A 25,521-nucleotide genomic window follows, 5' to 3' on the forward strand; every position below is an offset into this window, starting at 1 on the left:
TTTTTGGAGTTGCTTTTTTTATTTTTCCAAATCTTTGCGAATAGTATAGGTGAGGAGGTAAGTATGGTTCAAGAAATTGCACAAGAAATCATTCGTTCAGCTCGGAAAAAAGGGGCGCAGGATATTTATTTTGTCCCTAAGCTAGACGCTTATGAGCTTCATATGAGGGTCGGAGACGAGCGCTGTAAAATCGGTTGTTATGATTTTGAAAAATTTGCGGCCGTCATCAGTCACTTTAAGTTTGTGGCGGGTATGAATGTGGGAGAAAAGCGACGTAGTCAACTTGGTTCCTGTGATTATGCCTATGACGATAAGATGGTTTCTCTACGTTTATCTACTGTAGGTGATTATCGAGGTCATGAGAGTTTAGTTATTCGTTTGTTGCATGATGAGGAGCAAGATTTACATTTTTGGTTTCAGGATATTGGAGAACTGGGTAAGCAGTACAGGCAACGGGGACTTTATCTTTTTGCTGGTCCAGTTGGAAGTGGCAAGACGACCTTGATGCATGAATTGGCCAAGTCCCTCTTTAAAGGACAGCAAGTCATGTCCATCGAAGATCCTGTCGAAATCAAGCAGGACGACATGCTCCAGTTACAGTTGAATGAGGCAATCGGACTAACCTATGAAAATCTCATCAAACTTTCCTTACGTCATCGGCCAGACCTCCTGATTATCGGAGAAATTCGTGACAGCGAAACGGCGCGTGCAGTGGTCAGAGCCAGTTTGACAGGGGCGACAGTCTTTTCAACCATTCACGCCAAGAGTATTCGAGGTGTTTATGAGCGCCTGTTGGAGTTGGGTGTGAGTGAGGAGGAATTGGCAGTCGTTCTGCAGGGAGTCTGCTATCAGAGATTAATCGGGGGAGGAGGAATCGTTGACTTTGCAAACAAAGACTATCAAGAACACCAGCCAACTAGCTGGAATGCGCAGATTGACCAGCTTCTTAAAGATGGACATATCACAAGTCTTCAAGCTGAAACGGAAAAAATTAGCTACAGCTAAGCAAAAAAATATCATTACCTTGTTTAACAATCTCTTTTCCAGTGGTTTTCATCTGGTGGAGACCATCTCCTTTTTAGATAGGAGTGCCTTGTTGGATAAGCAGTGTGTGACCCAGATGCGCACGGGCTTGTCTCAGGGGAAATCATTCTCAGAAATGATGGAAAGTTTGGGATTTTCAAGTGCCATTGTCACTCAGTTATCCCTAGCTGAAGTTCATGGGAATCTTCACCTGAGTTTGGGAAAGATAGAAGAATATCTAGACAATCTGGCCAAGGTCAAGAAAAAACTAATTGAAGTAGCGACCTATCCCTTGATTTTGCTGGGTTTTCTTCTTTTAATCATGCTGGGGCTACGGAACTACCTACTACCACAACTGGATAGTAGCAATATTGCCACTCAAATCATTGGCAATCTACCACAAATTTTTCTAGTAATGGTAGGGTTTGTTTCAGTAGGTGTCCTTTTAGCACTAACTTTTTATAAAAGAAGTTCTAAGATGCGCGTCTTTTCTATCTTAGCACGCCTTCCCTTTCTTGGAATCTTTGTGCAGACCTATTTGACAGCCTATTATGCGCGTGAGTGGGGGAATATGATTTCGCAGGGAATGGAGCTGACGCAGATTTTTCAGATCATGCAGGAACAAGGTTCCCAACTCTTTAAAGAAATCGGTCGAGACCTAGCTCAATCCTTACAAAATGGTTGCGAATTTTCTCAAACCATAGAAACCTATCCTTTCTTTAAAAAGGAGTTGAGTCTCATTATCGAGTATGGGGAAGTCAAGTCCAAGCTGGGTAGTGAGTTGGAAATCTATGCTGAAAAAACTTGGGAAGCTTTTTTTACCCGAGTCAACCGCACCATGAATCTGGTGCAGCCACTGGTTTTTATCTTTGTGGCTCTGATTATTGTTTTACTTTATGCGGCAATGCTCATGCCCATGTATCAAAATATGGAGGTAAATTTCTAAAATGAAAAAAATGATGACATTCTTGAAAAAAGCGAAGGTTAAAGCTTTTACACTTGTGGAGATGTTGGTGGTCTTGCTCATTATCAGTGTGCTTCTCTTACTCTTTGTACCTAATTTGACCAAGCAAAAAGAAGCAGTCAATGACAAAGGAAAAGCAGCTGTTGTTAAGGTGGTGGAAAGTCAGGCAGAACTTTATAGTTTGAATAAAAATGAAGAGGCTACTCTAAGCAAATTACAAGCAGATAATCGCATCACAGAAGAGCAAGCTAAAGCTTATAAAGAATATCATGCAAAACAAAATAAGACTCAAACGGTCGCGGATTAAGGCCTTTACCATGCTGGAAAGCCTCTTGGTTTTGGGCCTTGTGAGTATCCTTGCCTTGGGCTTGTCCGGCTCTGTTCAGTCCACTTTTGCGGCGGTAGAGGAGCAGATTTTCTTTATGGAGTTTGAAGAACTCTATCGGGAAACTCAAAAACGCAGTGTAGCTAGTCAGCAAAAGACTAGTCTAAACTTAGATGGGCAGACGATCAGTAATGGCAGTCAAAAGCTGACAGTTCCTAAAGGAATTCAGGCACCATCGGGACAAAGTATCACATTTGACCGAGCTGGGGGCAATTCGTCCTTGGATAAGGTTGAATTTCAGACCAGTAAAGGAAAGATTCGCTATCAGTTATATATAGGAAATGGAAAAATTAAACGCATTAAGGAAACAAAAAATTAGGGCAGTGATTTTACTGGAAGCAGTAGTTGCTTTAGCTATCTTTGCTAGCATTGCTACCCTTCTTTTGGGACAAATTCAAAAGAATAGGCAAGAAGAAGCAAAAATCTTGCAGAAAGAAGAAGTTGTGCGTGTAGCTAAGATGGCACTGCAGACAGGTCAAAATCAGGTAAACGTAAACGGAGTTGAGATTCAGGTATTTTCTAGTGAAAAGGGATTGGAGGTCTACCATGGTTCAGAACAGTTGTTGGCAATCAAAGAGCTATAAGGTCAAGGCTTTTACTTTGTTAGAATCCCTTATTGCTCTTATTGTTATCAGTGGGAGTTTACTTCTCTTTCAAGCCATGAGTCAGCTCCTCATTTCAGAAGTTCGTTATCAGCAGCAAAGCGAGCAAAAGGAGTGGCTCTTGTTTGTGGACCAGCTGGAGGCAGAATTAGACCGTTCGCAATTCGAAAAAGTGGAAGGCAATCGCCTCTATATGAAGCAAGATGGCAAGGATATTGCTATGGGTAAGTCCAAATCAGATGATTTTCGAAAAACTGATGCCAGTGGACGGGGTTATCAGCCCATGGTTTATGGACTCAAATCTGCACAGATTACAGAGGAGAATCAACTGGTTCGCTTTCGTTTTCAATTCCAAAAAGGTTTAGAAAGGGAGTTCATCTATCGTGTGGAAAAAGAAAAAAGTTAAGGCGGGTGTTCTCATCTATGCAGTCACTATGGCAGCCATCTTTAGTCTTTTGTTACAATTTTACTTGAACCGACAAGTCGCCCACTATCAAGACTATGCTTTAAATAAAGAAAAGTTAATCGCTTTTGCTATGGCTAAGCGAAGCAAAGATAAGGTTGAGCAAGAAAGTGGGGAACAGGCCTTTAATCTGGGTCAGGTGAGTTATCAAAATAAGAAAACAAGCTTGGTGACGACGGTTCGTACGCCTAAGAGTCAATATGAGTTTCTGTTTCCTTCAGTCAAAATCAAAGAAGAGAAAACAGATAAAAAGGAAAAGGTAGCGACTGATTCAAGCGAAAAAGCGGAGAAGAAAAAATCAGAAGAGAAGTCTGAAAAGAAAGAGAATTCCTAGCCAATCAAGCTACTTTGTGCTAAACTAAAAATATGAAACATGATTTTAACCACGAAGCAGAAACTTTCGATTCGCCTAAAAATATCTTCCTTGCAAACTTGGTTTGTCAAGCAGTCGAGAAACAGATTGATCTTCTATCAGACAAAGAAATTTTGGATTTTGGTGGAGGGACGGGGCTATTAGCCTTGCCTCTGGCAAAACAAGCCAAATCTGTAATATTGGTAGATATTTCTGAGAAAATGCTGGAGCAAGCTCGTTTGAAAGCGGAGCAGCAAGAAATCAAGAATATCCAGTTTTTGGAGCAAGATTTACTGAAAAAAACCTTAGAGCAAGAGTTTGATCTCATTGTTGTTTGTCGTGTTCTTCATCATATGCCTGATTTGGATGCGGCTCTCTCACTGTTTCATCAACAGTTGAAGGAAGATGGACAACTCCTCGTTGCTGATTTTACCAAGACAGAGGCTAACCATCATGGATTTGATTTAGCTGAACTGGAAAAACAGCTAATTGAGCATGGTTTTTCATCTGTGCATAGTCAGATCCTCTATAGCGCTGAAGACCTGTTTCAAGGAAATTACTCAGAACTCTTTTTAACAGTAGCCCAAAAATCACTCGCTTAATCAGGGAGTGATTTTTCTATAAGGATGGAAAAAAGAAGGGAAATTTGATAAGATAGGAATATGGATTTTGAAAAAATTGAACAAGCTTATACGTATTTACTAGAGAATGTCCAAGTCATCCAAAGTGATTTGGCGACCAACTTTTATGACGCCCTGGTGGAGCAAAACAGCATCTATTTGGATGGTGAGACTGAGTTAGAGCAGGTCAAGGAAAACAATCAGGCCCTTAAACGCTTAGCGCTTCGCAAAGAAGAATGGCTCAAAACCTACCAGTTTCTCTTGATGAAGGCTGGGCAGACAGAGCCCCTACAGGCCAATCACCAGTTTACACCGGATGCTATTGCCTTACTTTTGGTGTTTATTGTGGAAGAGTTGTTTAAAGAGGAGGAAATTACTATCCTCGAAATGGGTTCTGGGATGGGAATTCTAGGCGCTACTTTCTTGACCTCGCTTGATAAAAAGGTGGATTACTTGGGAATGGAAGTGGATGATTTGTTGATTGATTTGGCAGCTAGCATGGCAGATGTAATTGGTTTGCAGGCTGGCTTTGTCCAAGGAGATGCCGTTCGTCCACAAATGCTCAAAGAAAGCGATGTGGTCATCAGCGACTTGCCTGTTGGCTATTATCCTGATGATGCCGTTGCGTCGCGCCATCAAGTTGCTTCTAGTCAAGAACATACTTACGCCCATCACTTGCTCATGGAACAAGGACTTAAGTACCTCAAGTCAGATGGATACGCTATTTTTCTCGCTCCGAGTGATTTGTTGACCAGTCCTCAAAGTGATTTGTTGAAAGGCTGGTTGAAAGAGGAGGCAAGTCTGACTGCCATGATTAGTCTGCCTGAAAATCTCTTTGCTAATGCTAAACAATCCAAGACTATTTTTATCTTACAGAAGAAAAGTGAAATAGCAGTGGAGCCTTTTATTTATCCACTTTCTAGCTTGCAAGATGCAAGTGTTTTAATGAAATTTAAAGAAAATTTTCAAAAATGGACTCAAGGTACTGAAATATAAAATAGATTTTGTTATAATAGATGAAAACGCTTAAAAAGGGGTATCATGTTATGACAAAAACAATTGCAATCAATGCGGGAAGTTCAAGTTTGAAATGGCAACTTTATCAAATGCCAGAGGAAAAAGTTCTTGCTAAAGGTTTAATTGAACGTATCGGCTTGAAAGATTCAATTTCAACTGTAAAATTTGATGGTCGTTCTGAACAACAAATTTTGGATATTGAAAATCATACACAAGCCGTTAAAATCTTATTGGATGACTTGATTCGTTTCGATATTATCAAGGCTTATGATGAGATTACAGGTGTTGGACACCGTGTTGTTGCAGGTGGAGAATATTTCAAAGAATCAACAGTTGTTGAAGGGGATGTTTTAGAAAAAGTTGAAGAGTTGAGCTTGTTAGCTCCTCTCCACAATCCAGCTAATGCGGCAGGTGTTCGTGCCTTCAAGGAATTGTTGCCAGACATCACCAGTGTAGTTGTTTTTGATACTTCATTCCACACAACTATGCCAGAGAAAGCTTATCGCTATCCTCTACCAACAAAATATTACACAGAAAACAAGGTTCGTAAATATGGTGCCCACGGTACAAGTCACCAGTTTGTAGCAGGAGAAGCTGCAAAACTCTTGGGACGTCCATTAGGAGACTTGAAATTGATTACTTGCCACATCGGTAATGGAGCTTCTATCACAGCTGTTAAGGGTGGTCAATCTGTCGATACTTCAATGGGATTCACTCCACTTGGTGGTGTGATGATGGGAACACGTACAGGAGATATTGACCCAGCTATCATTCCTTACTTAATGCAATATACAGAGGACTTTAATACTCCTGAGGACATTAGTCACGTCCTTAATCGTGAATCAGGACTAATGGGGGTTTCAGGTAAATCCAGTGATATGCGTGATGTGATTGCTGCTATGGAAGAAGGGGACCACGATGCCACTTTAGCCTATGAAATGTATGTTGATCGTATCCAAAAACATATCGGTCAATACCTTGCAGTCTTAAATGGAGCAGATGCTATTATCTTTACTGCAGGTATCGGTGAAAATGCTGCAAACGTACGTGAAGATGTTATCTCAGGTATCTCTTGGTTTGGCTGTGATGTTGACCCAGAAAAGAATGTCTTCGGTGTGACAGGAGACATCTCAACAGAGGCAGCGAAAATCCGTGTCTTGGTTATTCCAACAGATGAAGAATTGGTCATTGCCCGTGACGTTGAACGCTTGAAAAAATAACTAAAATCAGAAAAAATATTCAGTACAAGGAGTTGGGAAAGAGATTTTTCCAGCTTCTTTTTCTGATGGAAATGTCCAAAACCTTGCTATGATTGGCTTTTTTGAAAAATATGGTATAATAGTAGTAATTTAATAGATGGAGTTGAGTTTTGAAGAAAAACTTTCGTGTAAAAAGAGAGAAAGATTTTAAGGCGATTTTCAAGGAGGGGACAAGTTTTGCCAATCGCAAGTTTGTTGTCTACCAACTAGAAAATCAGAAAAACCATTTTCGAGTAGGTCTATCAGTTAGCAAAAAACTGGGGAATGCCGTCACTAGAAATCAAATCAAGCGACGAATTAGACATATTATCCAGAATGCAAAAGGGAGTCTGGTAGAAGATGTCGACTTTGTTGTCATTGCTCGAAAAGGAGTCGAAACCTTGGGATACGCAGAGATGGAGAAAAATCTACTCCACGTATTAAAATTATCAAAGATTTACCAGGAAGGAAATGGGAGTGAAAAAGAAACTACAGTTGACTAGTTTGCTAGGACTGTCCCTATTGATCATGACAGCCTGTGCAACAAATGGGGCAACTAGCGATATTACAGCAGATTCGGCTGATTTTTGGAGTAAATTTGTTTACTTCTTTGCGGAAATCATTCGCTTTTTATCGTTTGATATCAGTATCGGAGTGGGGATTATTCTCTTTACAATCTTGATTCGTACAGTGCTCTTGCCAGTCTTTCAAGTGCAAATGGTGGCTTCCAGAAAAATGCAGGAAGCTCAACCACGTATTAAGGCGCTTCGAGAACAATATCCAGGTCGAGATATGGAAAGCAGAACTAAGCTAGAGCAAGAAATGCGTAAAGTCTTTAAAGAAATGGGTGTCAGACAGTCAGATTCTCTTTGGCCGATTTTGATTCAGATGCCGGTTATCTTGGCCTTGTTCCAAGCTCTATCAAGAGTTGACTTTTTAAAGACAGGTCATTTCTTATGGATTAACCTTGGTGGTGTGGATACAACCCTTGTTCTTCCGATTTTAGCAGCTGTATTTACCTTTTTAAGTACTTGGTTGTCCAACAAGGCCTTGTCTGAGCGTAATGGCGCTACGACTGCGATGATGTATGGGATTCCAGTCTTGATCTTTATCTTTGCAGTTTATGCACCAGGTGGAGTCGCCCTATACTGGACAGTGTCCAATGCTTATCAAGTCTTGCAAACCTATTTCTTGAACAATCCATTCAAGATTATCGCAGAGCGCGAGGCGGTAGTTCAGGCACAGAAAGATTTGGAAAATAGAAAAAGAAAAGCCAAGAAAAAGGCTCAGAAAACGAAATAATAAGGAGGAATCTGGTAATGGTAGTATTTACAGGTTCAACTGTTGAAGAAGCAATCCAGAAAGGATTGAAAGAATTAGATATCCCAAGACTGAAGGCTCATATCAAAGTCATTTCTCGTGAAAAAAATGGCTTTCTTGGTTTATTTGGTAAAAAACCAGCTCAAGTTGATATTGAAGCTATTAGTGAAACAACGGTCATTAAAGCTAATCAGCAGGCTGTAAAGGGTGTTCCTAAAGAAATTAACGAACAAAATGAACCAGTCAAAACAGTCAGTCAAGCGACTGTTGATTTAGGGCATGTTGTAGAAGCAATTAAAAAGATTGAAGAAGAAGGCCAAGGGGTTTCTGATGAAGTTAAGGCTGAAATTTTGAAAAATGAAAAACATGCTAACACCATTTTAGAAGAAACTGGGCATATTGAGATTTTAAATGAATTACAGCTTGAAGAAGCTGGTTTCGGGGAAGAAGTAGAAACTCCTATTGTTGAGAGTCGAGCTGAACAAACTGAAAGTCAAGAATTAGAAGATTTGGGCTTAAAAGTGGAACCGAGCTTTGACATTGAACAAGTAGCTACGGAAGTAACGACTTATGTCCAAACAATCATTGATGATATGGATGTTGAGGCGACGATTTCAAATGATTATAACCGTCGTAGCATCAATTTACAAATTGATACCAATGAGCCAGGTCGTATTATCGGTTACCATGGCAAAGTTTTGAAGGCCTTACAACTATTGGCTCAAAATTATCTTTACAACCGCTATGCAAGGACCTTCTACATTACTATTAATGTCAATGATTATGTTGAACATCGTGCAGAAGTCTTGCAGACCTATGCTCAAAAATTGGCGACTCGTGTTTTAGAAGAAGGACGTAGTCATCAAACAGATCCTATGTCAAATAGTGAACGCAAGATTATTCATCGTATTATTTCACGTATGGATGGCGTGACTAGTTACTCTGAGGGTGATGAGCCAAATCGCTATGTCGTTGTAGATACAGAATAAACAAAATCAGGGTTCTCCTGATTTTTTGCTAGCTGGAGGAGATTAAATTAATGTTGAATAAGATAAGAGACTATTTAGACTTTGCTGGTTTGCAGTACCGTAATCCTGATAAAGCGGGAGAAGAACGAGAGAAAATGATGGCATTTCGCCACAAAGGTCAAGAGGCCAGAAAGGCTTTTACAGAGCTAGCCAAAGCCTTTCAAGCAAGCCATCCAGAATGGCAACTCCAACAGACTAGCCAGTGGATGAACCAAGCGCAGCGCTTGCGACCACACTTCTGGGCTTATATACAGCGTGAGGGGAAAGTGACAGAACCTATGTTGGCTCTTCGTTTGTATGGAATACCTTCTGATTTTGGTGTCTCACTAGAAGTTAGTTTTATCGAGCGCAAGAAAGATGAGCAAACTCTAGGCAAGCAGGCCAAGGTTCTAGAAGTTCCAGTGGTAGAAGGGATTTATTATCTATTCTACTCAGATGGGGAAAGTCAACGGTGGGAGGCGAACGAAGAAAATCGTCAGGTTTTAGTCGATAAGGTAGGAAGTCAAGAAATCCGAAAAGTGTTAGTTAAAGCAGATGTTTCTTTTATTGAAAATCAATCATTAGAAGTGATTTTAGAAAAATTAGAAGATGCTTATGAACGCTTACTTCCCTACTATCAGGCGACTAGAGGATAGCAAATAGAATACTTATTTACGTCGAATTGTTTAATTGCTATTCTATGTATTTTTTCATATAATAGTAAAATAGAATGTGTGATTCAATAATCACCTCAAATAGAAAGGAAATTCTATGTCAAATCTATCTGTTAATGCAATTCGTTTCCTAGGTATTGACGCTATCAACAAAGCCAACTCAGGTCACCCAGGTGTGGTTATGGGAGCGGCTCCGATGGCTTACAGCCTCTTTACAAAACAACTTCGTATCAATCCAGCTCAACCAAACTGGATTAACCGCGACCGTTTTATTCTTTCAGCAGGACATGGTTCAATGCTCCTTTATGCCCTTCTTCACCTTTCTGGTTTTGAAGATGTTAGTATGGATGAGATCAAGAGCTTCCGTCAATGGGGTTCAAAAACACCAGGTCACCCAGAATTTGGCCATACGGCAGGGATTGATGCTACGACAGGTCCTCTAGGTCAAGGGATTTCAACTGCTACTGGTTTTGCCCAGGCAGAACGTTTCTTGGCAGCCAAATATAACCGCGAAGGCTACAATATCTTTGACCACTATACTTATGTTATCTGTGGAGACGGAGACTTGATGGAAGGTGTCTCAAGTGAGGCGGCTTCATACGCAGGTTTGCAAAAACTAGATAAGTTGGTTGTCCTTTATGATTCAAATGACATCAACTTGGATGGTGAGACAAAGGATTCCTTTACAGAAAGTGTTCGTGACCGTTACAATGCCTACGGTTGGCATACTGCCTTGGTAGAAGATGGAACAGATTTAGAAGCAATCCATGCTGCTATCGAAACAGCTAAAGCTTCAGGCAAACCATCTTTGATTGAAGTGAAGACTGTTATTGGATACGGTTCTCCAAACAAACAGGGAACTAACGCTGTACACGGTGCTCCTCTTGGAGCAGATGAAACTGTAGCTACTCGTCAAGCTCTCGGTTGGGACTATGAACCATTTGAAATACCAGAACAAGTATATGCTGATTTCAAAGAACATGTTGCAGACCGTGGCGCATCAGCTTATGAAGCTTGGACAAAATTAGTTGCTGATTATAGAGAAGCTCACCCAGAATTGGCTGCAGAAGTAGAAGCTATCATCGATGGACGTGATCCAGTTGAATTGACTCCAGCAGATTTCCCAGCCTTAGAAAACGGCTTCTCTCAAGCAACTCGTAATTCAAGTCAGGATGCTTTGAACGTTGTGGCGGCTAAGTTGCCAACTTTCTTGGGTGGATCAGCTGACCTTGCTCACTCAAACATGACTTATATCAAAACTGACGGACTTCAAGACGATGACAATCGCTTGAACCGTAACATTCAGTTTGGTGTTCGTGAATTTGCCATGGGAACTATCTTGAACGGGATGGCCCTTCACGGTGGACTTCGTGTATACGGTGGAACTTTCTTCGTCTTCTCTGACTATTTGAAGGCAGCTGTCCGCTTGTCAGCCTTGCAAGGTCTTCCTGTGACTTATGTCTTTACTCACGATTCTATTGCGGTAGGGGAAGATGGCCCAACGCACGAACCAGTTGAGCACTTAGCAGGTCTTCGTGCCATGCCAAATCTGAATGTTTTCCGTCCAGCAGATGCGCGTGAAACGCAAGCAGCTTGGTACCTTGCAGTGACAAGCGAAAAAACACCAACTGTCCTTGTCTTGACACGTCAAAACTTGACTGTTGAAGAGGGAACAGACTTCGACAAGGTTGCAAAAGGTGCCTATGTTGTCTATGAAAATGCAGCAGACTTTGATACCATCTTGATTGCGACAGGTTCAGAGGTTAATCTTGCTGTCTCAGCTGCTAAAGAATTGGCTAGTCAAGGTGCAAAAGTCCGCGTAGTCAGTATGCCATCTACAGATGTCTTTGATAAACAAGATGCAACTTACAAGGAAGAAATTCTTCCAAATGCAGTTCGCCGTCGTGTTGCAGTCGAAATGGGTGCAACTCAAAACTGGTACAAATACGTTGGTCTTGATGGCGCTGTTCTCGGTATTGATACCTTCGGAGCCTCTGCCCCAGCACCAAAAGTCTTGGCAGAATATGGCTTTACTATAGAAAATCTTGTAAAAATCGTTCAAGATTTGAAATAATCCTAAAAATCAGAGCGCAAGCTCTGGTTTTTCTTACTAGAAAAGCAAGGTACAATCTTGTAAAAGTAGCTGAAATTTGATATAGTAGTCCTATGTAAAAGACAAAGGAGAATATAATGGAATCACAATATACATTTTTAATCATTCTTGTGGCTATGGTGGGCTTGATGTTCTTTACGCAACGCTCTCAAAAGAAACAAGCACAAAAACGTATGGAAAGCTTGAATAAATTACAAAAAGGCTATGAAGTTATTACAATCGGTGGACTTTATGGAACAGTCGATGAAGTAGATACAGAAAAGAAAACAATTGTTCTTGATGTAGATGGGGTTTACTTGACTTTTGAACTAGCTGCTATCAAGACCGTATTACCACTTAAAGAAACAGCTTCACTCGAAGGTGCAATTGAAAAATAAGACGGGATCACGAACTCCCGTTTTTCTATAAAAGAAAGGAATGGGATGAAAAAACTAGTTTTTGTCTGTCTGGGAAATATTTGCCGTAGTCCTATGGCCGAGTTTGTTATGAAATCAATGACAGATAATTATGAAATCCAAAGTCGAGCGACTTCCTCTTGGGAACATGGCAATCCGATTCATAAGGGAACTCAAGGGATTTTTCAACAGTATGAGATTCCTTATGAAAAAGGCAAGACATCGCTTCAGATTAGTAAGGAAGATTTTGAAGCCTTTGATTATATTATCGGCATGGATGCTTCAAATGTTTCTGACTTACGTCAGATGTGTCCAGCAGACTGTCAAGATAAGATTTACTCATTCGCATCTGAAAGTGTTCCAGATCCTTGGCATACAGGGGATTTTGAGGAAACTTATCAGCGTGTTCAAGAGGGTTGTCAAGCATGGTTAGAACGTTTAGAGAAGGAGAGTGAAGATGGAAAATCTTAAGAATTTTTACGAAAAGTATCGTGTCTATCTGACTCGTCAACGTTTAGAGCTTTTGGCAGTAGTTACGATTGTTTTTTGTGCTGTGCTCGTCTTTTTTCTAAATATTCCCGGAAAAGGTGTTCTAAAGCTTGATAATGGAACCATTGTTTACGATGGCAGTCTTGTACGTGGTAAAATGAATGGACAAGGTACCATTACCTTCCAAAATGGAGACCAGTATACTGGTGGTTTCAACAATGGAGCCTTCAACGGAAAAGGTACCTTTCAATCTAAAGAAGGCTGGACCTACGAAGGTGATTTTGTAAATGGTCAGGCTGAAGGAAAAGGGAAACTAACAACAGAACAAGAAGTTGTTTATGAAGGGACTTTTAAACAAGGCGTTTTTCAACAAAAATAAAGCCTCCTTATCAAAGGAGGTATTGTTAGCATCTAAAAGTAAGCGCTTACTAGAAAATCTATCTCTTTCCAAGTCCCTTTTCCAAGTAAGTTTGTGAAATAAAAAATATTTGAAATTAATTTCACAAACTCTAAATAAAAAATTTGATAAGTAAAGAGAATAAGAAAAAATTCACAAACAATAAAAAATTCTTTGTGAAATGTTTATGAAACTGTTTACAAAGTTGAAATAATGCGTTATAATAAACTTGTGAAAAAATTAACAAAGGATATCGATCCTTGAAAGCTATGGAGGAAAATATGGCTGATAAAAAAACTGTGACACCAGAGGAAAAGAAACTCGCTGCTGAGAAGCATGTTGATGGATTGGTGCAAAAAGCTCTAGTTGCCCTTGAGGAAATGCGTAAACTCGACCAAGAACAGGTTGACTATATCGTAGCTAAAGCGTCAGTGGCAGCTTTGGATGCCCACGGAGAATTGGCTATACATGCCTATGAAGAAACAGGACGTGGTGTATTTGAAGATAAAGCAACTAAGAACTTGTTTGCTTGTGAACACGTAGTAAACAACATGCGTCACACTAAGACAGTTGGCGTTATCGAAGAAGACGATGTAACAGGTTTGACTCTTATCGCAGAACCAGTTGGTGTTGTCTGTGGTATCACTCCAACAACAAACCCAACATCAACAGCAATCTTCAAATCATTGATTTCATTGAAGACACGTAACCCAATCGTCTTTGCTTTCCATCCATCAGCACAAGAATCATCTGCTCATGCAGCTCGTATCGTTCGCGATGCAGCTATCGCAGCTGGAGCTCCTGAAAACTGCGTACAGTGGATCACTGAACCATCTATGGAAGCAACAAGTGCCCTTATGAACCACGAAGGTGTTGCAACAATCCTTGCAACAGGTGGTAATGCCATGGTTAAAGCTGCATACTCATGTGGTAAACCAGCTCTTGGGGTAGGTGCCGGAAACGTTCCAGCTTATGTTGAAAAATCAGCAAACATCCGTCAAGCAGCACACGATATCGTTATGTCTAAATCATTTGATAATGGTATGGTCTGTGCATCTGAACAAGCGGTTATCATTGATAAAGAAATTTATGATGAATTTGTAGCAGAGTTCAAATCATATCACACTTACTTTGTAAACAAAAAAGAAAAAGCACTTCTTGAAGAATTCTGCTTCGGCGTGAAAGCAAATAGCAAAAACTGTGCTGGTGCAAAATTGAACGCTGACATCGTTGGTAAACCAGCAACCTGGATTGCAGAACAAGCAGGATTTACAGTTCCAGAAGGAACAAACATTCTTGCTGCAGAATGTAAAGAAGTTGGCGAAAATGAGCCATTGACTCGTGAAAAATTATCACCAGTTATCGCAGTTTTGAAATCTGAAAGCCGTGAAGATGGTATTACTAAGGCTCGTCAAATGGTTGAATTTAACGGTCTTGGCCACTCAGCAGCTATCCACACAGCTGATGAAGAATTGACTAAAGAATTTGGTAAAGCTGTTAAAGCTATTCGTGTTATCTGTAACTCACCTTCTACTTTCGGTGGTATCGGGGACGTTTACAATGCCTTCTTGCCATCATTGACACTTGGATGTGGTTCTTACGGACGCAACTCAGTTGGGGATAACGTTAGTGCCATTAACCTCTTGAATATCAAAAAAGTCGGAAGACGGAGAAATAACATGCAATGGATGAAACTTCCTTCAAAAACATACTTTGAACGTGATTCAATTCAATACCTTCAAAAATGTCGTGACGTTGAACGTGTCATGATCGTTACTGACCATGCCATGGTAGAGCTTGGTTTCCTTGATCGTATCATCGAGCAACTTGATCTTCGTCGCAATAAGGTTGTTTACCAAATCTTTGCTGATGTAGAACCAGATCCAGATATCACAACTGTAAACCGTGGTACTGAGATTATGCGTGCCTTCAAACCAGATACAATCATTGCTCTTGGTGGTGGATCTCCAATGGATGCTGCTAAAGTAATGTGGCTCTTCTACGAACAACCAGAAGTGGACTTCCGTGACCTTGTTCAAAAATTCATGGATATCCGTAAACGTGCCTTCAAATTCCCATTACTTGGTAAGAAGACTAAATTCATCGCAATCCCAACAACATCTGGTACAGGATCTGAAGTAACACCATTTGCCGTTATCTCTGATAAAGCAAACAACCGCAAATACCCAATCGCTGACTACTCATTGACACCAACTGTGGCAATCGTAGACCCTGCCTTGGTATTGACAGTTCCTGGAGTTGTTGCTGCGGACACTGGTATGGACGTATTGACTCACGCGACTGAAGCTTACGTATCACAAATGGCTAGCGACTACACTGACGGACTTGCACTTCAAGCCATCAAGCTTGTATTCGAAAACCTTGAAAGCTCAGTTAAGAATGCAGACTTCCACTCACGCGAGAAAATGCATAACGCTTCAACAATCGCTGGTATGGCCTTTGCCAATGCCTTCCTAGGTATTTCTCACTCAATGGCTCATAAGATTGGTGCGCAATTCCACACAATTCACGGTCGTACAAATGCTATCTTGCTTCCATACGTCATCCGCTACAACGGTACACGTCCAGCTAAGACAGCAACATGGCCTAAGTACAACTACTACCGTGCAGATGAAAAATACCAAGATATCGCACGCATGCTTGGACTTCCAGCTTCTACTCCAGAAGAAGGTGTGGAGTCTTACGCAAAAGCTGTCTACGAACTTGGTGAGCGCGTAGGTATCCAAATGAACTTCAAAGCACAAGGTATCGACGAAAAAGAATGGAAAGAACATTCACGTGAATTAGCCTTCCTTGCTTACGAAGACCAATGTTCACCAGCTAACCCACGCCTTCCAATGGTTGACCATATGCAAGAAATCATCGAAGATTCTTACTATGGCTACAAAGAAAGACCAGGACGCCGTAAATAATTGTTTATCAGCCTAGAGGCAGGGAATCCCTGTCTCTTTTTTTGTAATTCTATTTGAAAAATGGTATAATCATCGCATATATTTATTTGAAAATCAAATCTTTTATAATCATGCGAGGGGCAAATGAACAAGATAAATGAGTTAGGGGATAAAGTGCGACTTTTAAGAGAGGAGAAAGGACTTAGTCGTCCAGTTTTTTGTGGGGATGAGTCTGAATTATCAGTGCGTCAGTTGGTGAGAATCGAAAAAGGAGAATTTCGACCGACTATAAAAACACTAGAATATATTGCAGATAGATTAGAAATTCCATCCTACGTCTTGATGCCAGATTATAAGGAACTGCCTAAACGCTACCAAGAATTAAAGTACTTTCTTTTACATCACCCTGACTATGGAGACAAGGAGTTGCAAGAACAAAAGGAAGAATATTTTGATGAGATTTTCGAGTGTTTTTATGATGACCTGCCCCGTGATGAGAAGATGATAGTGGACTGCCTTCAGGCAATAGATGCAGTGAGAGCGACTAGTAATTCTTTATACGGAAGTGGTGTGATTGAGGACAGTCTTCAAGACTTACTATCCAGAGATGTATATAAGGCTGAGGAATTGTTGAAATTGAGACTGTATTTTCTTTGTCAGTTAATGGATGGTTTAAACGAGGGTGAGATAAAAAAGTCTGAGCATGAAACTATTCTTTATTTTCATGACAAATTAAGTTCTCAGGTTGATAAGATAGAGTTCGATTGTTTGGACTTACTTAGAGACTCCTTGTTAGCTTCTTTAACTTGTATAGAGGTTATGGGGTTGCTTCATTATTTTAAGAGGGCAGTCGAGACCTTAAATAAAATAGGGCAAAAAACACGAGATTTTCAAAAACAACCGATTGTCTTGATGGTGGAGTGGAAATATTATATTCAGATGGATTATGATACAGCCAAACAAAAGTATGAAGAAGCAAAAATGATGGCAAGGATGTTTGGCAATGGGAAGTTACTCGTTAGTTTAGATAATGAATGGGCCGAGGATCTAGAAAGATATCGTTAAAGAGTTTATAGGAGTGACATTTCTGTCATTGAGGGAATGCCGCTTTTTTGTTACAATGAATTTTACTTGATATACATCCAGAAGCAAACTAGGCAATAGAGAGAAAACTCTAAGTAGTAGGCCCATAGGGGAAATCAGTGCTGATGTAGCTTGAAGGATTTTCTATCAGTATGGTGTATGACGATAACAGTTTTAAACAAGGGGGAAAGAATGTCTATTTTATCCATTAAAAATATTTCAAAGTTTTACACTTTGGACGGTAAACATCAAGAACAGGCTTTAAAGAATATTAACCTGCAGATTGCAAAAGGTAAAATTACAGCGATTTACGGTCCATCAGGCTGTGGCAAAACCAGTCTACTAAACATCATAAGTGGTTTAGACAGACAATATGAAGGAGATTTAGAGTTTAAAGGGGAATCCCTCCGTGACTTATCAGAGATTGAACTAACTCAATTTCGTAAAGATAAGATTGGATTTGTGTTTCAAAACTTTAACCTCATTCCACATCAGTCTGTCTTGGACAATGTCAAGCTACCTCTCTATGTCAAAGATTTATCTGACAGGGAGATGACAATGATTGCAAAGGAGCAATTAAGTAACTTGGGCATGGAGCCTTTTATTGCTAAAAATGTTAAACAGCTTTCTGGTGGGCAAAAGCAACGTGTAGCAATCGCGCGTGCACTGGTAAATCAGCCAGATATGATTGTAGCAGATGAGCCAACGGGTTCGCTGGATTCTCAATCCCAAGAAATGGTATTGGAAGTATTTAAAAATTTAGCCCAAACAGGGAAAACAGTATTGATCGTAACCCATAATCCAGAGGTTGCGGAATATGCAGACGTGATTATCAAAATGAAGGATGGTGAAGTCGTTGAAGAAGTCAAAAAATAAAGGATTATCATTGAAAAATAAATTCAAACTTTCTTTAAATAACTTTATGGAAAGAAAATGGCGTAACCTATTGATTGCGCTAGCAACCTCAATCGGTTTTGTAGGAGTCTTAATTTCTTTTGGCTTGGGAAATGCTTTGATTTCGATGATTGATGAAAATACGAATGGAGGTCAAATTCCTTCTCAAGTTCAGATTGCTTTAAACACAAAAAATGTTGGACGAGGCTTTTTGAACCAAGACGATAAGAACTATATCACGGATACAGTTGGGAAAGAAGCTATTAAATATTTGGAGAGTCCTTTTGGGATGACCATGTCAAATATGACTATAGATGGGCAAGAAATGGATCTGAGTCAAACGATGCCTTCTTATGCTCAAGTAGTGAGTCTCTATGAGGATACAAGTATTTCTGTTAGTAGTAATGAAAAGGACAAAGTGGTAGCTGGATCCCTCTATACGGATGCAAATGAACAGGGTTTGACAATTCCAATCAGTTTACTTAAAAATTGGAATGAACAGACAGGAAACAATCTGACAGCTAGTGATGTTATTGGCAAATCAGTCTCAGCCAGCATTGTAGAAAATGCTGCCGAGGCTAGCAAGACTGCTCAATTTCAAACGAAGATTGTGCGTGTGATCAATGATGAAGATGACATGGAGGACAGCAACAGTTTCATGCCGTCTCATCAAATGGAAACGATTTTGAAAGAGGCTGGATTTACAAAAGCTGTATCTTATTTTATCTTGGAACTCAAAGATCCATCACAGACAAAAACGGTAACAGAAGAATTACAGAAAAATAAGAAGTATACCGTTCTTTCTCAACAGAAGGTTCTTGATATTGTGATTACCTTTATTCGTGTCATTCAGGGATTGTTGATTGTGCTTTCATCACAAGCTATTGTGGTAGCAGCGGTCATGATTGGTATCATTATTTACATCAATATCATGCAACGTTCTAAGGAAATAGGTGTCATGAAGGCAGTTGGTTATCAAAATCATGATGTCAAAGGGATTTTTATTTACGAGGCTATCTGGATTGTAGGCATCGCCTTGTTACTGGCCTTTTTGGTTGCACAAGGGGTGGGAAGTTTGGCGAATGCGGTTGTAAATCACTTTTATCCATCCATCACTAAGGTTTTTGAATTAAATTTGTTATCTGTTTTAGGAACTCTAGCTTTCGCTCTATTACTTGGTTATGTCTCAGCCTACTTCCCAGCACGTAAAATTAGTAAAATGGATCCTGTAGAATCGCTACGATATGAATAGTAAGGGATTCCTTGATTTACAGTTTAAAAAAGAAACTAACATAGAAAAACAATGCCCGTACTTGCAATTAAACTTAAATAGTTATATAATAGGTTTGTTGAAAGGTGATTTGTAGTGATTCAAGTTACTCTTTTCACAATAAAAATTTCATGATTTTCATAAGGAGGAAATCACTAATGGTAGTTAAAGTTGGTATTAACGGTTTCGGACGTATCGGTCGTCTTGCTTTCCGTCGTATCCAAAACGTAGAAGGTGTTGAAGTTACTCGTATCAACGACCTTACAGATCCAGTTATGCTTGCACACTTGTTGAAATACGACACAACTCAAGGTCGTTTCGACGGTACTGTTGAAGTTAAAGAAGGTGGATTCGAAGTTAACGGTAAATTCGTTAAAGTTTCTGCTGAACGTGATCCAGAACAAATCGACTGGGCTAACGACGGTGTAGACATCGTTCTTGAAGCAACTGGTTTCTTTGCTACTAAAGCAGCTGCTGAAAAACACTTGCACGCTGGTGGTGCTAAGAAAGTTGTTATCACTGCTCCTGGTGGATCAGATGTTAAAACAGTTGTATTTAACACTAACCATGACGTTCTTGATGGTACTGAAACAGTTATCTCAGGTGCTTCATGTACTACAAACTGTTTGGCTCCAATGGCTAAAGCTCTTCATGATAACTTTGGTGTTGTAGAAGGATTGATGACTACTATCCACGGTTACACTGGTGACCAAATGCTTCTTGATGGACCACACCGTAAAGGTGACCTTCGCCGTGCTCGTGCTGCTGCAGCTAACATCGTTCCTAACTCAACTGGTGCTGCTAAAGCAATCGGTTTGGTTATCCCTGAATTGAACGGTAAATTGGACGGAGCTGCTCAACGTGTTCCTGTTCCAACAGGTTCTGTAACTGAATTGGTAGCAGTTCTTGAAAAGAACGTTACTGTTGATGAAGTGAACGCAGCTATGAAAGCAGCTTCAAATGAATCATACGGTTACACAGAAGATCCAATCGTATCTTCAGATATCGTAGGTATGTCTTACGGTTCATTGTTTGACGCAACTCAAACTAAAGTTCTTGACGTTGACGGTAAACAATTGGTTAAAGTTGTATCATGGTACGACAACGAAATGTCATACACTGCACAACTTGTTCGTACTCTTGAATACTTCGCAAAAATTGCTAAATAATTCTTGAGTCGATAAAAAGCAAGGCCTCTTGGTCTTGCTTTTTAAATATTTAAAAATGGATGACGGAATCATCCATTCTTTTTTAATTCTCTTTCGAAAGTATCTGAAAGTGCATTGAAGCTTAATTTCTCTAGAGTAAGAGGATGGGTAAAGGACAGTCGAAAGGCGTGGAGCATAAGCCGACTTATTTTTGATTTCCTATTATAGAGAGGGTCACCCAGGATAGGAAGATTATGATGCGAAAGGTGGACACGAATCTGATGGGTTCGCCCTGTCTTTAGCTTGCAACGAACCAAGGAAGTTTTGTTTGGAAATTGCTTTAATCTGCTTATATGCGTTTCGGCATATTGGCCATTTTTTGTATCAACTACTCGTTTTCTGCGATCATGGCGATCACGTCCGATTTTGTCTTTGAAAACAAGTTCTTTGCTGTTGATATGTCCGTCGACCTGTGCCCAATATTCCCTAGAAATCTCTTTTTTCTCAAGTAAGCGATTGAGGATAGGTAGGATAAAAGGATTTTTGGCAAAGAGAACTAAGCCACTGGTTTCCATGTCCAGACGATGAACGACATAACAGGTCTGGCCAACGTAGGCACTGACATGGTTAAGAAGAGCAATTTCGTTTGGATGATTACCATGCGTTTTCATCCTCTCTGGTTTGTTGACAATAATCAAGTGTTTATCTTGATAAACCTCTTGAACGAGGTCAGGATTGCCCCAAGGGATTTCTTTTTCGGGATAATCTTCCTTGTCAAACGTTAACTGGCAAACATCTCCAGGACTTACAATCTCGTTCCAATGAACTTCTCGCTGATTAATCAAAATGTGTTTCTTGATTCTCAAAAAATGACGGATTTTTCTAGGGATGAGGAGTTGATCCTCTAGTAATTGCTTAACCGTCATTTGAGGTAGAGAGTCTGGTAATGTAAATGTGAATTGCATACAGATATTGTAACAAAAAAAGCCCTATTTGGATAGGAAATAGCTAAATTCTTGTCTTCCTATGATGAAGATGATAAAATAAACGCATGAAATTAGATAAATTATTCGAGAAATTTCTTTCTCTTTTTAAAAAAGAAACAAGTGAATCAGAGGATTCTGATTCTACTAGCTTACGTCGCTCTCGTAGTGATCGAAAAAAATTAGCCCAAGTGGGTCCAATTCGAAAATTCTGGCGTCGCTATCATCTAACAAAGATTGTCCTTATACTAGGTTTGAGTGCAAGCTTGCTAGTTGGAACCTATTTGTTTGCTGTTGCCAAATCAACCAATGTCAATGATTTACAAAATGCCTTGAAAACTCGAACTCTCATTTTTGACCGTGAAGAAAAGGAGGCTGGTGCCTTGTCCGGTCAAAAAGGAACATATGTTGAATTGACTGATATCAGTAAAAATTTGCAGAATGCCGTTATTGCGACAGAAGACCGTTCTTTTTATAAAAATGACGGGATTAACTATGGTCGTTTCTTCTTGGCGATTATCACTGCTGGTCGTTCAGGTGGTGGTTCTACTATTACCCAACAGCTGGCTAAAAATGCCTATCTGTCGCAGGATCAAACTGTTGAGAGAAAAGCGAAAGAATTTTTCCTTGCCTTAGAATTAACAAAAAAATATAGTAAGGATCAAATTCTAACCATGTACCTTAACAACGCTTATTTTGGAAATGGTGTGTGGGGTGTAGAAGATGCGAGTAAGAAATATTTTGGAGTTTCTGCGTCAGAAGTGAGTTTGGATCAAGCTGCGACTCTGGCAGGAATGCTAAAGGGGCCGGAACTGTATAATCCTTTGAATTCTGTAGAAGATTCTACCAATCGTCGCGATACTGTTTTGCAGAATATGCTTGCAGCGGGTTACATTGATAAAAACCAAGAAACCGAAGCTGCAGAAGTTGATATGACTTCGCAATTGCACGATAAGTATGAAGGAAAAATCTCAGATTATCGCTATCCTTCTTACTTTGATGCGGTGGTTAATGAAGCTGTTTCCAAGTATAATCTAACAGAGGAAGAAATTGTCAATAATGGCTACCGCATTTATACAGAGCTGGACCAAAACTATCAAGCAAATATGCAGGTTGTCTATGAAAATACATCGCTATTTCCGAGGGCAGAGGATGGAACATTTGCTCAATCAGGAAGTGTGGCTCTCGAACCGAAAACAGGTGGAGTTCGTGGAGTTGTCGGTCAGGTTGCTGGCAATGATAAAACTGGATTCCGGAATTTCAACTATGCAACTCAATCAAAACGTAGCCCTGGTTCTACAATTAAGCCTTTAGTTGTTTATACGCCTGCAGTTGAAGCTGGCTGGGCTTTGAATAAGCAGTTGGATAACCATACTATGCAGTATGACAGCTATAAGGTTGATAACTATGCCGGGATCAAAACGAGTCGAGAAGTTCCTATGTATCAAGCCTTGGCAGAATCGCTTAATCTGCCTGCTGTTGCCACTGTTAATGATTTGGGCGTTGATAAGGCTTTTGAGGCAGGCGAAAAATTCGGACTCAACATGGAAAAGGTCGACCGTGTTCTTGGCGTCGCCTTGGGAAGCGGTGTTGAAACCAACCCTCTGCAAATGGCTCAAGCATATGCTGCCTTTGCAAATGAAGGTTTAATGCCGGAAGCTCATTTTATTAGTAGAATTGAAAATGCTAGTGGTCAGGTCATTGCGAGCCATAAAAATTCACAAAAACGGGTGATTGATAAGTCTGTAGCTGATAAGATGACCAGTATGATGTTGGGGACATTCACCAACGGTACCGGTATTAGTTCATCTCCTGCAGATTATGTCATGGCAGGAAAAACTGGAACAACTGAAGCTGTTTTCAATCCTGAATACACAAGTGACCAGTGGGTAATTGGTTATACTCCGGATGTAGTGATTAGTCACTGGCTTGGTTTCCCTACCACTGATGAAAGCCACTATCTAGCAGGATCTACTTCAAACGGTGCAGCCCATGTCTTTAGAAACATTGCAAATACCATTTTACCTTATACGCCAGGAAGTACCTTTACAGTTGAAAATGCTTATAAGCAAAATGGAATTGCACCAGCCAATACAAGAAATCAAGTACAGAGTAATGAAGAAAATCAGGCGGATAATAGCCTTTCTGATATTAGAAGTCGTGCACAAAATCTGGTAGATGAGGCTAGCCGTGCTATCTCGGATGCTAAAATTAAGGAAAAGGCTCAAACGATATGGGATTCGGTAGTCAATCTATTTCGTTAAGATGCTTGTCAAAGCCTAGCTTTCTTGTTATAATAGATAAGATGGAGGCGTTATGGCATTAAAAAAAGCAAGCCTAGCTTGTGCGGTTTGTGGTTCGAGAAACTATTCAATCAAGATCAGCGGAAACCCCAAGCCAACACGACTAGAAGTAAATAAATTTTGTAAACATTGTGGTAAGTACACTACACACAGAGAAACGAGATAGGAGAGAGCGATGCGTTTTATTGGAGATATTTTTAGACTTCTTAAAGACACAACATGGCCAACTCGCAAGGAAAGCTGGAGAGATTTTCGTTCTATCATGGAATACACTGCTTTCTTTGTTGTGATTATTTATATTTTTGACAAGTTGATTGTTTCAGGTTTGATTCGATTTATTAACATTTTTTAGAAGACCTGTGGAGTTATTCACGCTAGAAATCTTCTATTATGAAAGGAAGTATCATGGATAGTTTTGATAAAGGATGGTTTGTTTTACAAACTTATTCTGGTTATGAAAATAAGGTAAAAGAAAATCTATTACAACGTGCACAAACCTACAATATGTTGGATAATATTTTACGTGTTGAAATTCCAACACAAACAGTGCAAGTTGAAAAAAATGGAAAGAGAAAAGAAGTAGAAGAGAATCGCTTTCCAGGTTATGTTCTTGTGGAAATGGTGATGACAGATGAAGCTTGGTTTGTTGTTCGAAACACACCAAACGTTACAGGATTCGTCGGATCTCACGGAAATAGATCAAAACCAACTCCATTATTGGAACAAGAAATCCGTGATATCTTGGTTTCTATGGGACAAACTGTACAAGAGTTTGATATCGATGTTGAAGTTGGTCAAACTGTACGTATCATTGATGGTGCTTTTGCAGACTATACTGGTAAGATTACAGAGATTGATAACAATAAAGTGAAGATGATTATCTCTATGTTTGGTAATGACACAGTTGCAGAAGTAAACCTAAACCAAATTGCAGAATTATAACCCAAAGAGAGGTATGTCCTCTCTTTTTTGTGCAGTTTAGACGGTGTAGGGAACAGAATGGAGGAAATGGGACAAAAGTGTTTCTGAATCTGTTAGACTGTATCTAGAAAGGGGGATGTTATGTTTAAAGAATTGTATAAAGAAGTCCAGGGAATTGTGTATAAGAGTAGAAATGAATATCATCTCCATTTATGGGAGTTATCTGATTGGGACCAAGAGGGGATGATTTGCTTACATGAATTGATCAGTAGAGAAGAAGAGCTGGCAGAAGATATTCCACGCTTACGTAAATACTTCAAAACTAAGTTCCGTAATCGAATTCTAGACTATATCCGTAAGCAAGAAAGTCAAAAACGAAGATATGATAAAGAACCCTATGAAGAAGTAGGTGAGATTAGTCATCGTATCAGTGAGGGAGGTCTGTGGCTAGATGAGTATTATCTCTTTCATGAGACACTAAGAGATTATAGAAACAAACAAAGTAAAGACAAACAAGAAGAGTTAGAACGCGTCTTAAGACATGAACGCTTCCGAGGACGTCAAAGAGTATTAAGAGACTTACGTATTGTGTTTAAGGAGTTTGATATCCGTACTCGGTAAGAAGCTATGCAAAAAAAATGAAAAAAGTTTAAAAAAGTGTTGACAAAGTTTGAAAAGTCGGTATAATAGTAAGAGTTGAAAATAACTCTGGTCCGTTGGTCAAGGGGTTAAGACACCGCCTTTTCACGGCGGTAACACGGGTTCGAATCCCGTACGGACTATGGTATGTTGCGGATGGAACACTTGATGAAAAAAAGATTAAAAAAGTTTCAAAAAAGTGTTGACAAGCAAAAGCGCCTGTGATATACTAATATAGTTGTCGCTTGAGAGAAGCGAGTGACAAAGACCTTTGAAAACTGAACAAGACGAACCAATGTGCAGGGCACT

General features: G+C 39.8%; 29 protein-coding genes and 1 tRNA gene. 29 read left to right on the forward strand and 1 reads right to left on the reverse strand.

The window, feature by feature from the left end; translation table 11 throughout:
• The first annotated feature begins 63 nt into the window (after positions 1-63).
• The 23 genes from comGA (at position 64) to gap (ending at position 20,387) form a co-directional block, all read left to right on the forward strand.
• Positions 64-1,005, forward strand: a complete 942-nt coding sequence (gene comGA, locus QM956_RS09690) for a competence type IV pilus ATPase ComGA (RefSeq protein WP_414302477.1) — start codon at positions 64-66, stop codon at positions 1,003-1,005.
• Positions 953-1,969, forward strand: a complete 1,017-nt coding sequence (gene comGB, locus QM956_RS09695; protein ID WP_414302479.1) for a competence type IV pilus assembly protein ComGB — start codon at positions 953-955, stop codon at positions 1,967-1,969. The genes comGA and comGB overlap by 53 nt, the downstream gene beginning before the upstream one ends.
• 1 nt (position 1,970) lies before the next feature.
• Entirely contained in the window at positions 1,971-2,294 is a 324-nt protein-coding gene (gene comGC / locus QM956_RS09700; protein ID WP_050223437.1) for a competence type IV pilus major pilin ComGC, read from the forward strand.
• On the forward strand, positions 2,257-2,691 hold the full coding sequence (gene comGD, locus QM956_RS09705) for a competence type IV pilus minor pilin ComGD (protein WP_153210732.1): 435 nt from the start codon (positions 2,257-2,259) through the stop codon (positions 2,689-2,691). The genes comGC and comGD overlap by 38 nt, the downstream gene beginning before the upstream one ends.
• Positions 2,654-2,956 (forward strand): competence type IV pilus minor pilin ComGE, encoded by a 303-nt coding sequence (comGE, locus tag QM956_RS09710; protein ID WP_094753516.1) that lies wholly within the window; start codon positions 2,654-2,656, stop codon positions 2,954-2,956. The genes comGD and comGE overlap by 38 nt, the downstream gene beginning before the upstream one ends.
• Complete coding sequence (comGF, locus tag QM956_RS09715) at positions 2,919-3,380, forward strand: competence type IV pilus minor pilin ComGF (protein ID WP_024056739.1); 462 nt, start codon at positions 2,919-2,921, stop codon at positions 3,378-3,380. Before comGE ends, comGF begins: the two co-directional genes overlap by 38 nt.
• Entirely contained in the window at positions 3,358-3,771 is a 414-nt protein-coding gene (gene comGG, locus QM956_RS09720) for a competence type IV pilus minor pilin ComGG (RefSeq protein WP_173875729.1), read from the forward strand. The genes comGF and comGG overlap by 23 nt, the downstream gene beginning before the upstream one ends.
• 32 nt (positions 3,772-3,803) lie before the next feature.
• Positions 3,804-4,391, forward strand: a complete 588-nt coding sequence (locus tag QM956_RS09725; RefSeq protein WP_173875730.1) for a class I SAM-dependent methyltransferase — start codon at positions 3,804-3,806, stop codon at positions 4,389-4,391.
• Between the two features lie 60 nt (positions 4,392-4,451).
• Positions 4,452-5,405, forward strand: a complete 954-nt coding sequence (locus tag QM956_RS09730) for a class I SAM-dependent methyltransferase (protein ID WP_084923200.1) — start codon at positions 4,452-4,454, stop codon at positions 5,403-5,405.
• Positions 5,406-5,455: 50 nt separating this feature from the next.
• The gene (locus QM956_RS09735) at positions 5,456-6,646 is read left to right on the forward strand and encodes an acetate kinase (RefSeq protein ID WP_261020882.1); all 1,191 of its coding nucleotides are present in this window, start codon (positions 5,456-5,458) and stop codon (positions 6,644-6,646) included.
• Positions 6,647-6,795: 149 nt separating this feature from the next.
• Positions 6,796-7,167, forward strand: a complete 372-nt coding sequence (gene rnpA / locus QM956_RS09740) for a ribonuclease P protein component (protein ID WP_000739245.1) — start codon at positions 6,796-6,798, stop codon at positions 7,165-7,167.
• On the forward strand, positions 7,142-7,966 hold the full coding sequence (locus tag QM956_RS09745) for a membrane protein insertase YidC (RefSeq protein WP_261020883.1): 825 nt from the start codon (positions 7,142-7,144) through the stop codon (positions 7,964-7,966). The genes rnpA and QM956_RS09745 overlap by 26 nt, the downstream gene beginning before the upstream one ends.
• 17 nt (positions 7,967-7,983) lie before the next feature.
• The gene (jag, locus tag QM956_RS09750; RefSeq protein WP_000260003.1) at positions 7,984-8,973 is read left to right on the forward strand and encodes an RNA-binding cell elongation regulator Jag/EloR; all 990 of its coding nucleotides are present in this window, start codon (positions 7,984-7,986) and stop codon (positions 8,971-8,973) included.
• A gap of 50 nt (positions 8,974-9,023) precedes the next feature.
• Positions 9,024-9,647, forward strand: a complete 624-nt coding sequence (locus tag QM956_RS09755) for a hypothetical protein (RefSeq protein ID WP_033684719.1) — start codon at positions 9,024-9,026, stop codon at positions 9,645-9,647.
• A gap of 115 nt (positions 9,648-9,762) precedes the next feature.
• Positions 9,763-11,739 carry a transketolase gene (tkt, locus tag QM956_RS09760; RefSeq protein ID WP_414302478.1) on the forward strand — a complete coding sequence of 659 codons (1,977 nt, stop codon included), beginning with the start codon at positions 9,763-9,765 and terminating at the stop codon, positions 11,737-11,739.
• A 116-nt stretch (positions 11,740-11,855) separates the two neighbouring features.
• A complete protein-coding gene (gene yajC / locus QM956_RS09765) occupies positions 11,856-12,155 on the forward strand; it encodes a preprotein translocase subunit YajC (protein ID WP_000445810.1) in 300 nt (99 codons plus the stop codon).
• A gap of 45 nt (positions 12,156-12,200) precedes the next feature.
• Positions 12,201-12,644, forward strand: a complete 444-nt coding sequence (locus QM956_RS09770) for a low molecular weight protein-tyrosine-phosphatase (RefSeq protein ID WP_261020890.1) — start codon at positions 12,201-12,203, stop codon at positions 12,642-12,644.
• Positions 12,631-13,041 carry an MORN repeat-containing protein gene (locus QM956_RS09775; RefSeq protein ID WP_000429319.1) on the forward strand — a complete coding sequence of 137 codons (411 nt, stop codon included), beginning with the start codon at positions 12,631-12,633 and terminating at the stop codon, positions 13,039-13,041. Before QM956_RS09770 ends, QM956_RS09775 begins: the two co-directional genes overlap by 14 nt.
• A 299-nt stretch (positions 13,042-13,340) precedes the next feature.
• A complete protein-coding gene (gene adhE / locus QM956_RS09780; protein ID WP_020903612.1) occupies positions 13,341-15,992 on the forward strand; it encodes a bifunctional acetaldehyde-CoA/alcohol dehydrogenase in 2,652 nt (883 codons plus the stop codon).
• A 123-nt stretch (positions 15,993-16,115) separates the two neighbouring features.
• Positions 16,116-17,036 carry a helix-turn-helix domain-containing protein gene (locus tag QM956_RS09785; RefSeq protein WP_020903611.1) on the forward strand — a complete coding sequence of 307 codons (921 nt, stop codon included), beginning with the start codon at positions 16,116-16,118 and terminating at the stop codon, positions 17,034-17,036.
• A gap of 210 nt (positions 17,037-17,246) precedes the next feature.
• Positions 17,247-17,930, forward strand: a complete 684-nt coding sequence (locus QM956_RS09790; protein ID WP_049499240.1) for an ABC transporter ATP-binding protein — start codon at positions 17,247-17,249, stop codon at positions 17,928-17,930.
• Positions 17,899-19,200 carry an ABC transporter permease gene (locus QM956_RS09795; protein ID WP_162837269.1) on the forward strand — a complete coding sequence of 434 codons (1,302 nt, stop codon included), beginning with the start codon at positions 17,899-17,901 and terminating at the stop codon, positions 19,198-19,200. The genes QM956_RS09790 and QM956_RS09795 overlap by 32 nt, the downstream gene beginning before the upstream one ends.
• Before the next feature lie 176 nt (positions 19,201-19,376).
• Positions 19,377-20,387, forward strand: coding sequence for a type I glyceraldehyde-3-phosphate dehydrogenase (gene gap, locus QM956_RS09800; protein ID WP_020903608.1), 1,011 nt, complete (start codon positions 19,377-19,379; stop codon positions 20,385-20,387).
• 68 nt (positions 20,388-20,455) lie between these two features.
• Here gap and QM956_RS09805 read toward each other — a convergent pair whose 3' ends face one another.
• Positions 20,456-21,331 carry an RluA family pseudouridine synthase gene (locus QM956_RS09805; protein WP_125454980.1) on the reverse strand — a complete coding sequence of 292 codons (876 nt, stop codon included), beginning with the start codon at positions 21,329-21,331 and terminating at the stop codon, positions 20,456-20,458.
• Positions 21,332-21,417: 86 nt separating this feature from the next.
• On the opposite strand from QM956_RS09805, the gene pbp2a reads away from it, so the two are divergent.
• The 6 genes from pbp2a to QM956_RS09835 all read left to right on the forward strand — a co-directional run bounded on the left by pbp2a (position 21,418) and on the right by QM956_RS09835 (position 25,355).
• The gene (gene pbp2a / locus QM956_RS09810; RefSeq protein WP_125454981.1) at positions 21,418-23,613 is read left to right on the forward strand and encodes a penicillin-binding protein PBP2A; all 2,196 of its coding nucleotides are present in this window, start codon (positions 21,418-21,420) and stop codon (positions 23,611-23,613) included.
• 52 nt (positions 23,614-23,665) lie between these two features.
• Positions 23,666-23,818, forward strand: a complete 153-nt coding sequence (rpmG, locus tag QM956_RS09815; protein WP_001809375.1) for a 50S ribosomal protein L33 — start codon at positions 23,666-23,668, stop codon at positions 23,816-23,818.
• A 9-nt stretch (positions 23,819-23,827) separates the two neighbouring features.
• Positions 23,828-24,004 (forward strand): preprotein translocase subunit SecE, encoded by a 177-nt coding sequence (gene secE / locus QM956_RS09820; protein WP_001210990.1) that lies wholly within the window; start codon positions 23,828-23,830, stop codon positions 24,002-24,004.
• Positions 24,005-24,057: 53 nt separating this feature from the next.
• Positions 24,058-24,594, forward strand: coding sequence for a transcription termination/antitermination protein NusG (nusG, locus tag QM956_RS09825; protein WP_000376740.1), 537 nt, complete (start codon positions 24,058-24,060; stop codon positions 24,592-24,594).
• Between the two features lie 120 nt (positions 24,595-24,714).
• Positions 24,715-25,194, forward strand: a complete 480-nt coding sequence (locus tag QM956_RS09830) for a sigma-70 family RNA polymerase sigma factor (protein WP_261020891.1) — start codon at positions 24,715-24,717, stop codon at positions 25,192-25,194.
• Between the two features lie 89 nt (positions 25,195-25,283).
• Positions 25,284-25,355 (forward strand) — tRNA-Glu (locus QM956_RS09835).
• Positions 25,356-25,521: the final 166 nt, after the last annotated feature.

Origin of the sequence: Streptococcus mitis (genome assembly GCF_047460035.1) — a bacterium.
Lineage (GTDB): Bacteria > Bacillota > Bacilli > Lactobacillales > Streptococcaceae > Streptococcus > Streptococcus mitis_DW.

What these genes read in the sequence shown, in the direction of transcription:
- comGA (WP_414302477.1), top strand. Translation starts at nt 64, where the DNA reads ATGGTTCAAGAAATTGCACAAGAAATCATTCGTTCAGCTCGGAAAAAA.
- comGB (WP_414302479.1), top strand. Translation starts at nt 953, where the DNA reads ATGGACATATCACAAGTCTTCAAGCTGAAACGGAAAAAATTAGCTACA.
- comGC (WP_050223437.1), top strand. Translation starts at nt 1,971, where the DNA reads ATGAAAAAAATGATGACATTCTTGAAAAAAGCGAAGGTTAAAGCTTTT.
- comGD (WP_153210732.1), top strand. Translation starts at nt 2,257, where the DNA reads ATGCAAAACAAAATAAGACTCAAACGGTCGCGGATTAAGGCCTTTACC.
- comGE (WP_094753516.1), top strand. Translation starts at nt 2,654, where the DNA reads ATGGAAAAATTAAACGCATTAAGGAAACAAAAAATTAGGGCAGTGATT.
- comGF (WP_024056739.1), top strand. Translation starts at nt 2,919, where the DNA reads ATGGTTCAGAACAGTTGTTGGCAATCAAAGAGCTATAAGGTCAAGGCT.
- QM956_RS09725 (WP_173875730.1), top strand. Translation starts at nt 3,804, where the DNA reads ATGAAACATGATTTTAACCACGAAGCAGAAACTTTCGATTCGCCTAAA.
- QM956_RS09730 (WP_084923200.1), top strand. Translation starts at nt 4,452, where the DNA reads ATGGATTTTGAAAAAATTGAACAAGCTTATACGTATTTACTAGAGAAT.
- QM956_RS09735 (WP_261020882.1), top strand. Translation starts at nt 5,456, where the DNA reads ATGACAAAAACAATTGCAATCAATGCGGGAAGTTCAAGTTTGAAATGG.
- jag (WP_000260003.1), top strand. Translation starts at nt 7,984, where the DNA reads ATGGTAGTATTTACAGGTTCAACTGTTGAAGAAGCAATCCAGAAAGGA.
- QM956_RS09755 (WP_033684719.1), top strand. Translation starts at nt 9,024, where the DNA reads ATGTTGAATAAGATAAGAGACTATTTAGACTTTGCTGGTTTGCAGTAC.
- tkt (WP_414302478.1), top strand. Translation starts at nt 9,763, where the DNA reads ATGTCAAATCTATCTGTTAATGCAATTCGTTTCCTAGGTATTGACGCT.
- yajC (WP_000445810.1), top strand. Translation starts at nt 11,856, where the DNA reads ATGGAATCACAATATACATTTTTAATCATTCTTGTGGCTATGGTGGGC.
- QM956_RS09770 (WP_261020890.1), top strand. Translation starts at nt 12,201, where the DNA reads ATGAAAAAACTAGTTTTTGTCTGTCTGGGAAATATTTGCCGTAGTCCT.
- QM956_RS09775 (WP_000429319.1), top strand. Translation starts at nt 12,631, where the DNA reads ATGGAAAATCTTAAGAATTTTTACGAAAAGTATCGTGTCTATCTGACT.
- adhE (WP_020903612.1), top strand. Translation starts at nt 13,341, where the DNA reads ATGGCTGATAAAAAAACTGTGACACCAGAGGAAAAGAAACTCGCTGCT.
- QM956_RS09785 (WP_020903611.1), top strand. Translation starts at nt 16,116, where the DNA reads ATGAACAAGATAAATGAGTTAGGGGATAAAGTGCGACTTTTAAGAGAG.
- QM956_RS09790 (WP_049499240.1), top strand. Translation starts at nt 17,247, where the DNA reads ATGTCTATTTTATCCATTAAAAATATTTCAAAGTTTTACACTTTGGAC.
- QM956_RS09795 (WP_162837269.1), top strand. Translation starts at nt 17,899, where the DNA reads ATGGTGAAGTCGTTGAAGAAGTCAAAAAATAAAGGATTATCATTGAAA.
- gap (WP_020903608.1), top strand. Translation starts at nt 19,377, where the DNA reads ATGGTAGTTAAAGTTGGTATTAACGGTTTCGGACGTATCGGTCGTCTT.
- QM956_RS09805 (WP_125454980.1), bottom strand. Translation starts at nt 21,331, where the DNA reads ATGCAATTCACATTTACATTACCAGACTCTCTACCTCAAATGACGGTT.
- pbp2a (WP_125454981.1), top strand. Translation starts at nt 21,418, where the DNA reads ATGAAATTAGATAAATTATTCGAGAAATTTCTTTCTCTTTTTAAAAAA.
- rpmG (WP_001809375.1), top strand. Translation starts at nt 23,666, where the DNA reads ATGGCATTAAAAAAAGCAAGCCTAGCTTGTGCGGTTTGTGGTTCGAGA.
- secE (WP_001210990.1), top strand. Translation starts at nt 23,828, where the DNA reads ATGCGTTTTATTGGAGATATTTTTAGACTTCTTAAAGACACAACATGG.
- nusG (WP_000376740.1), top strand. Translation starts at nt 24,058, where the DNA reads ATGGATAGTTTTGATAAAGGATGGTTTGTTTTACAAACTTATTCTGGT.
- QM956_RS09830 (WP_261020891.1), top strand. Translation starts at nt 24,715, where the DNA reads ATGTTTAAAGAATTGTATAAAGAAGTCCAGGGAATTGTGTATAAGAGT.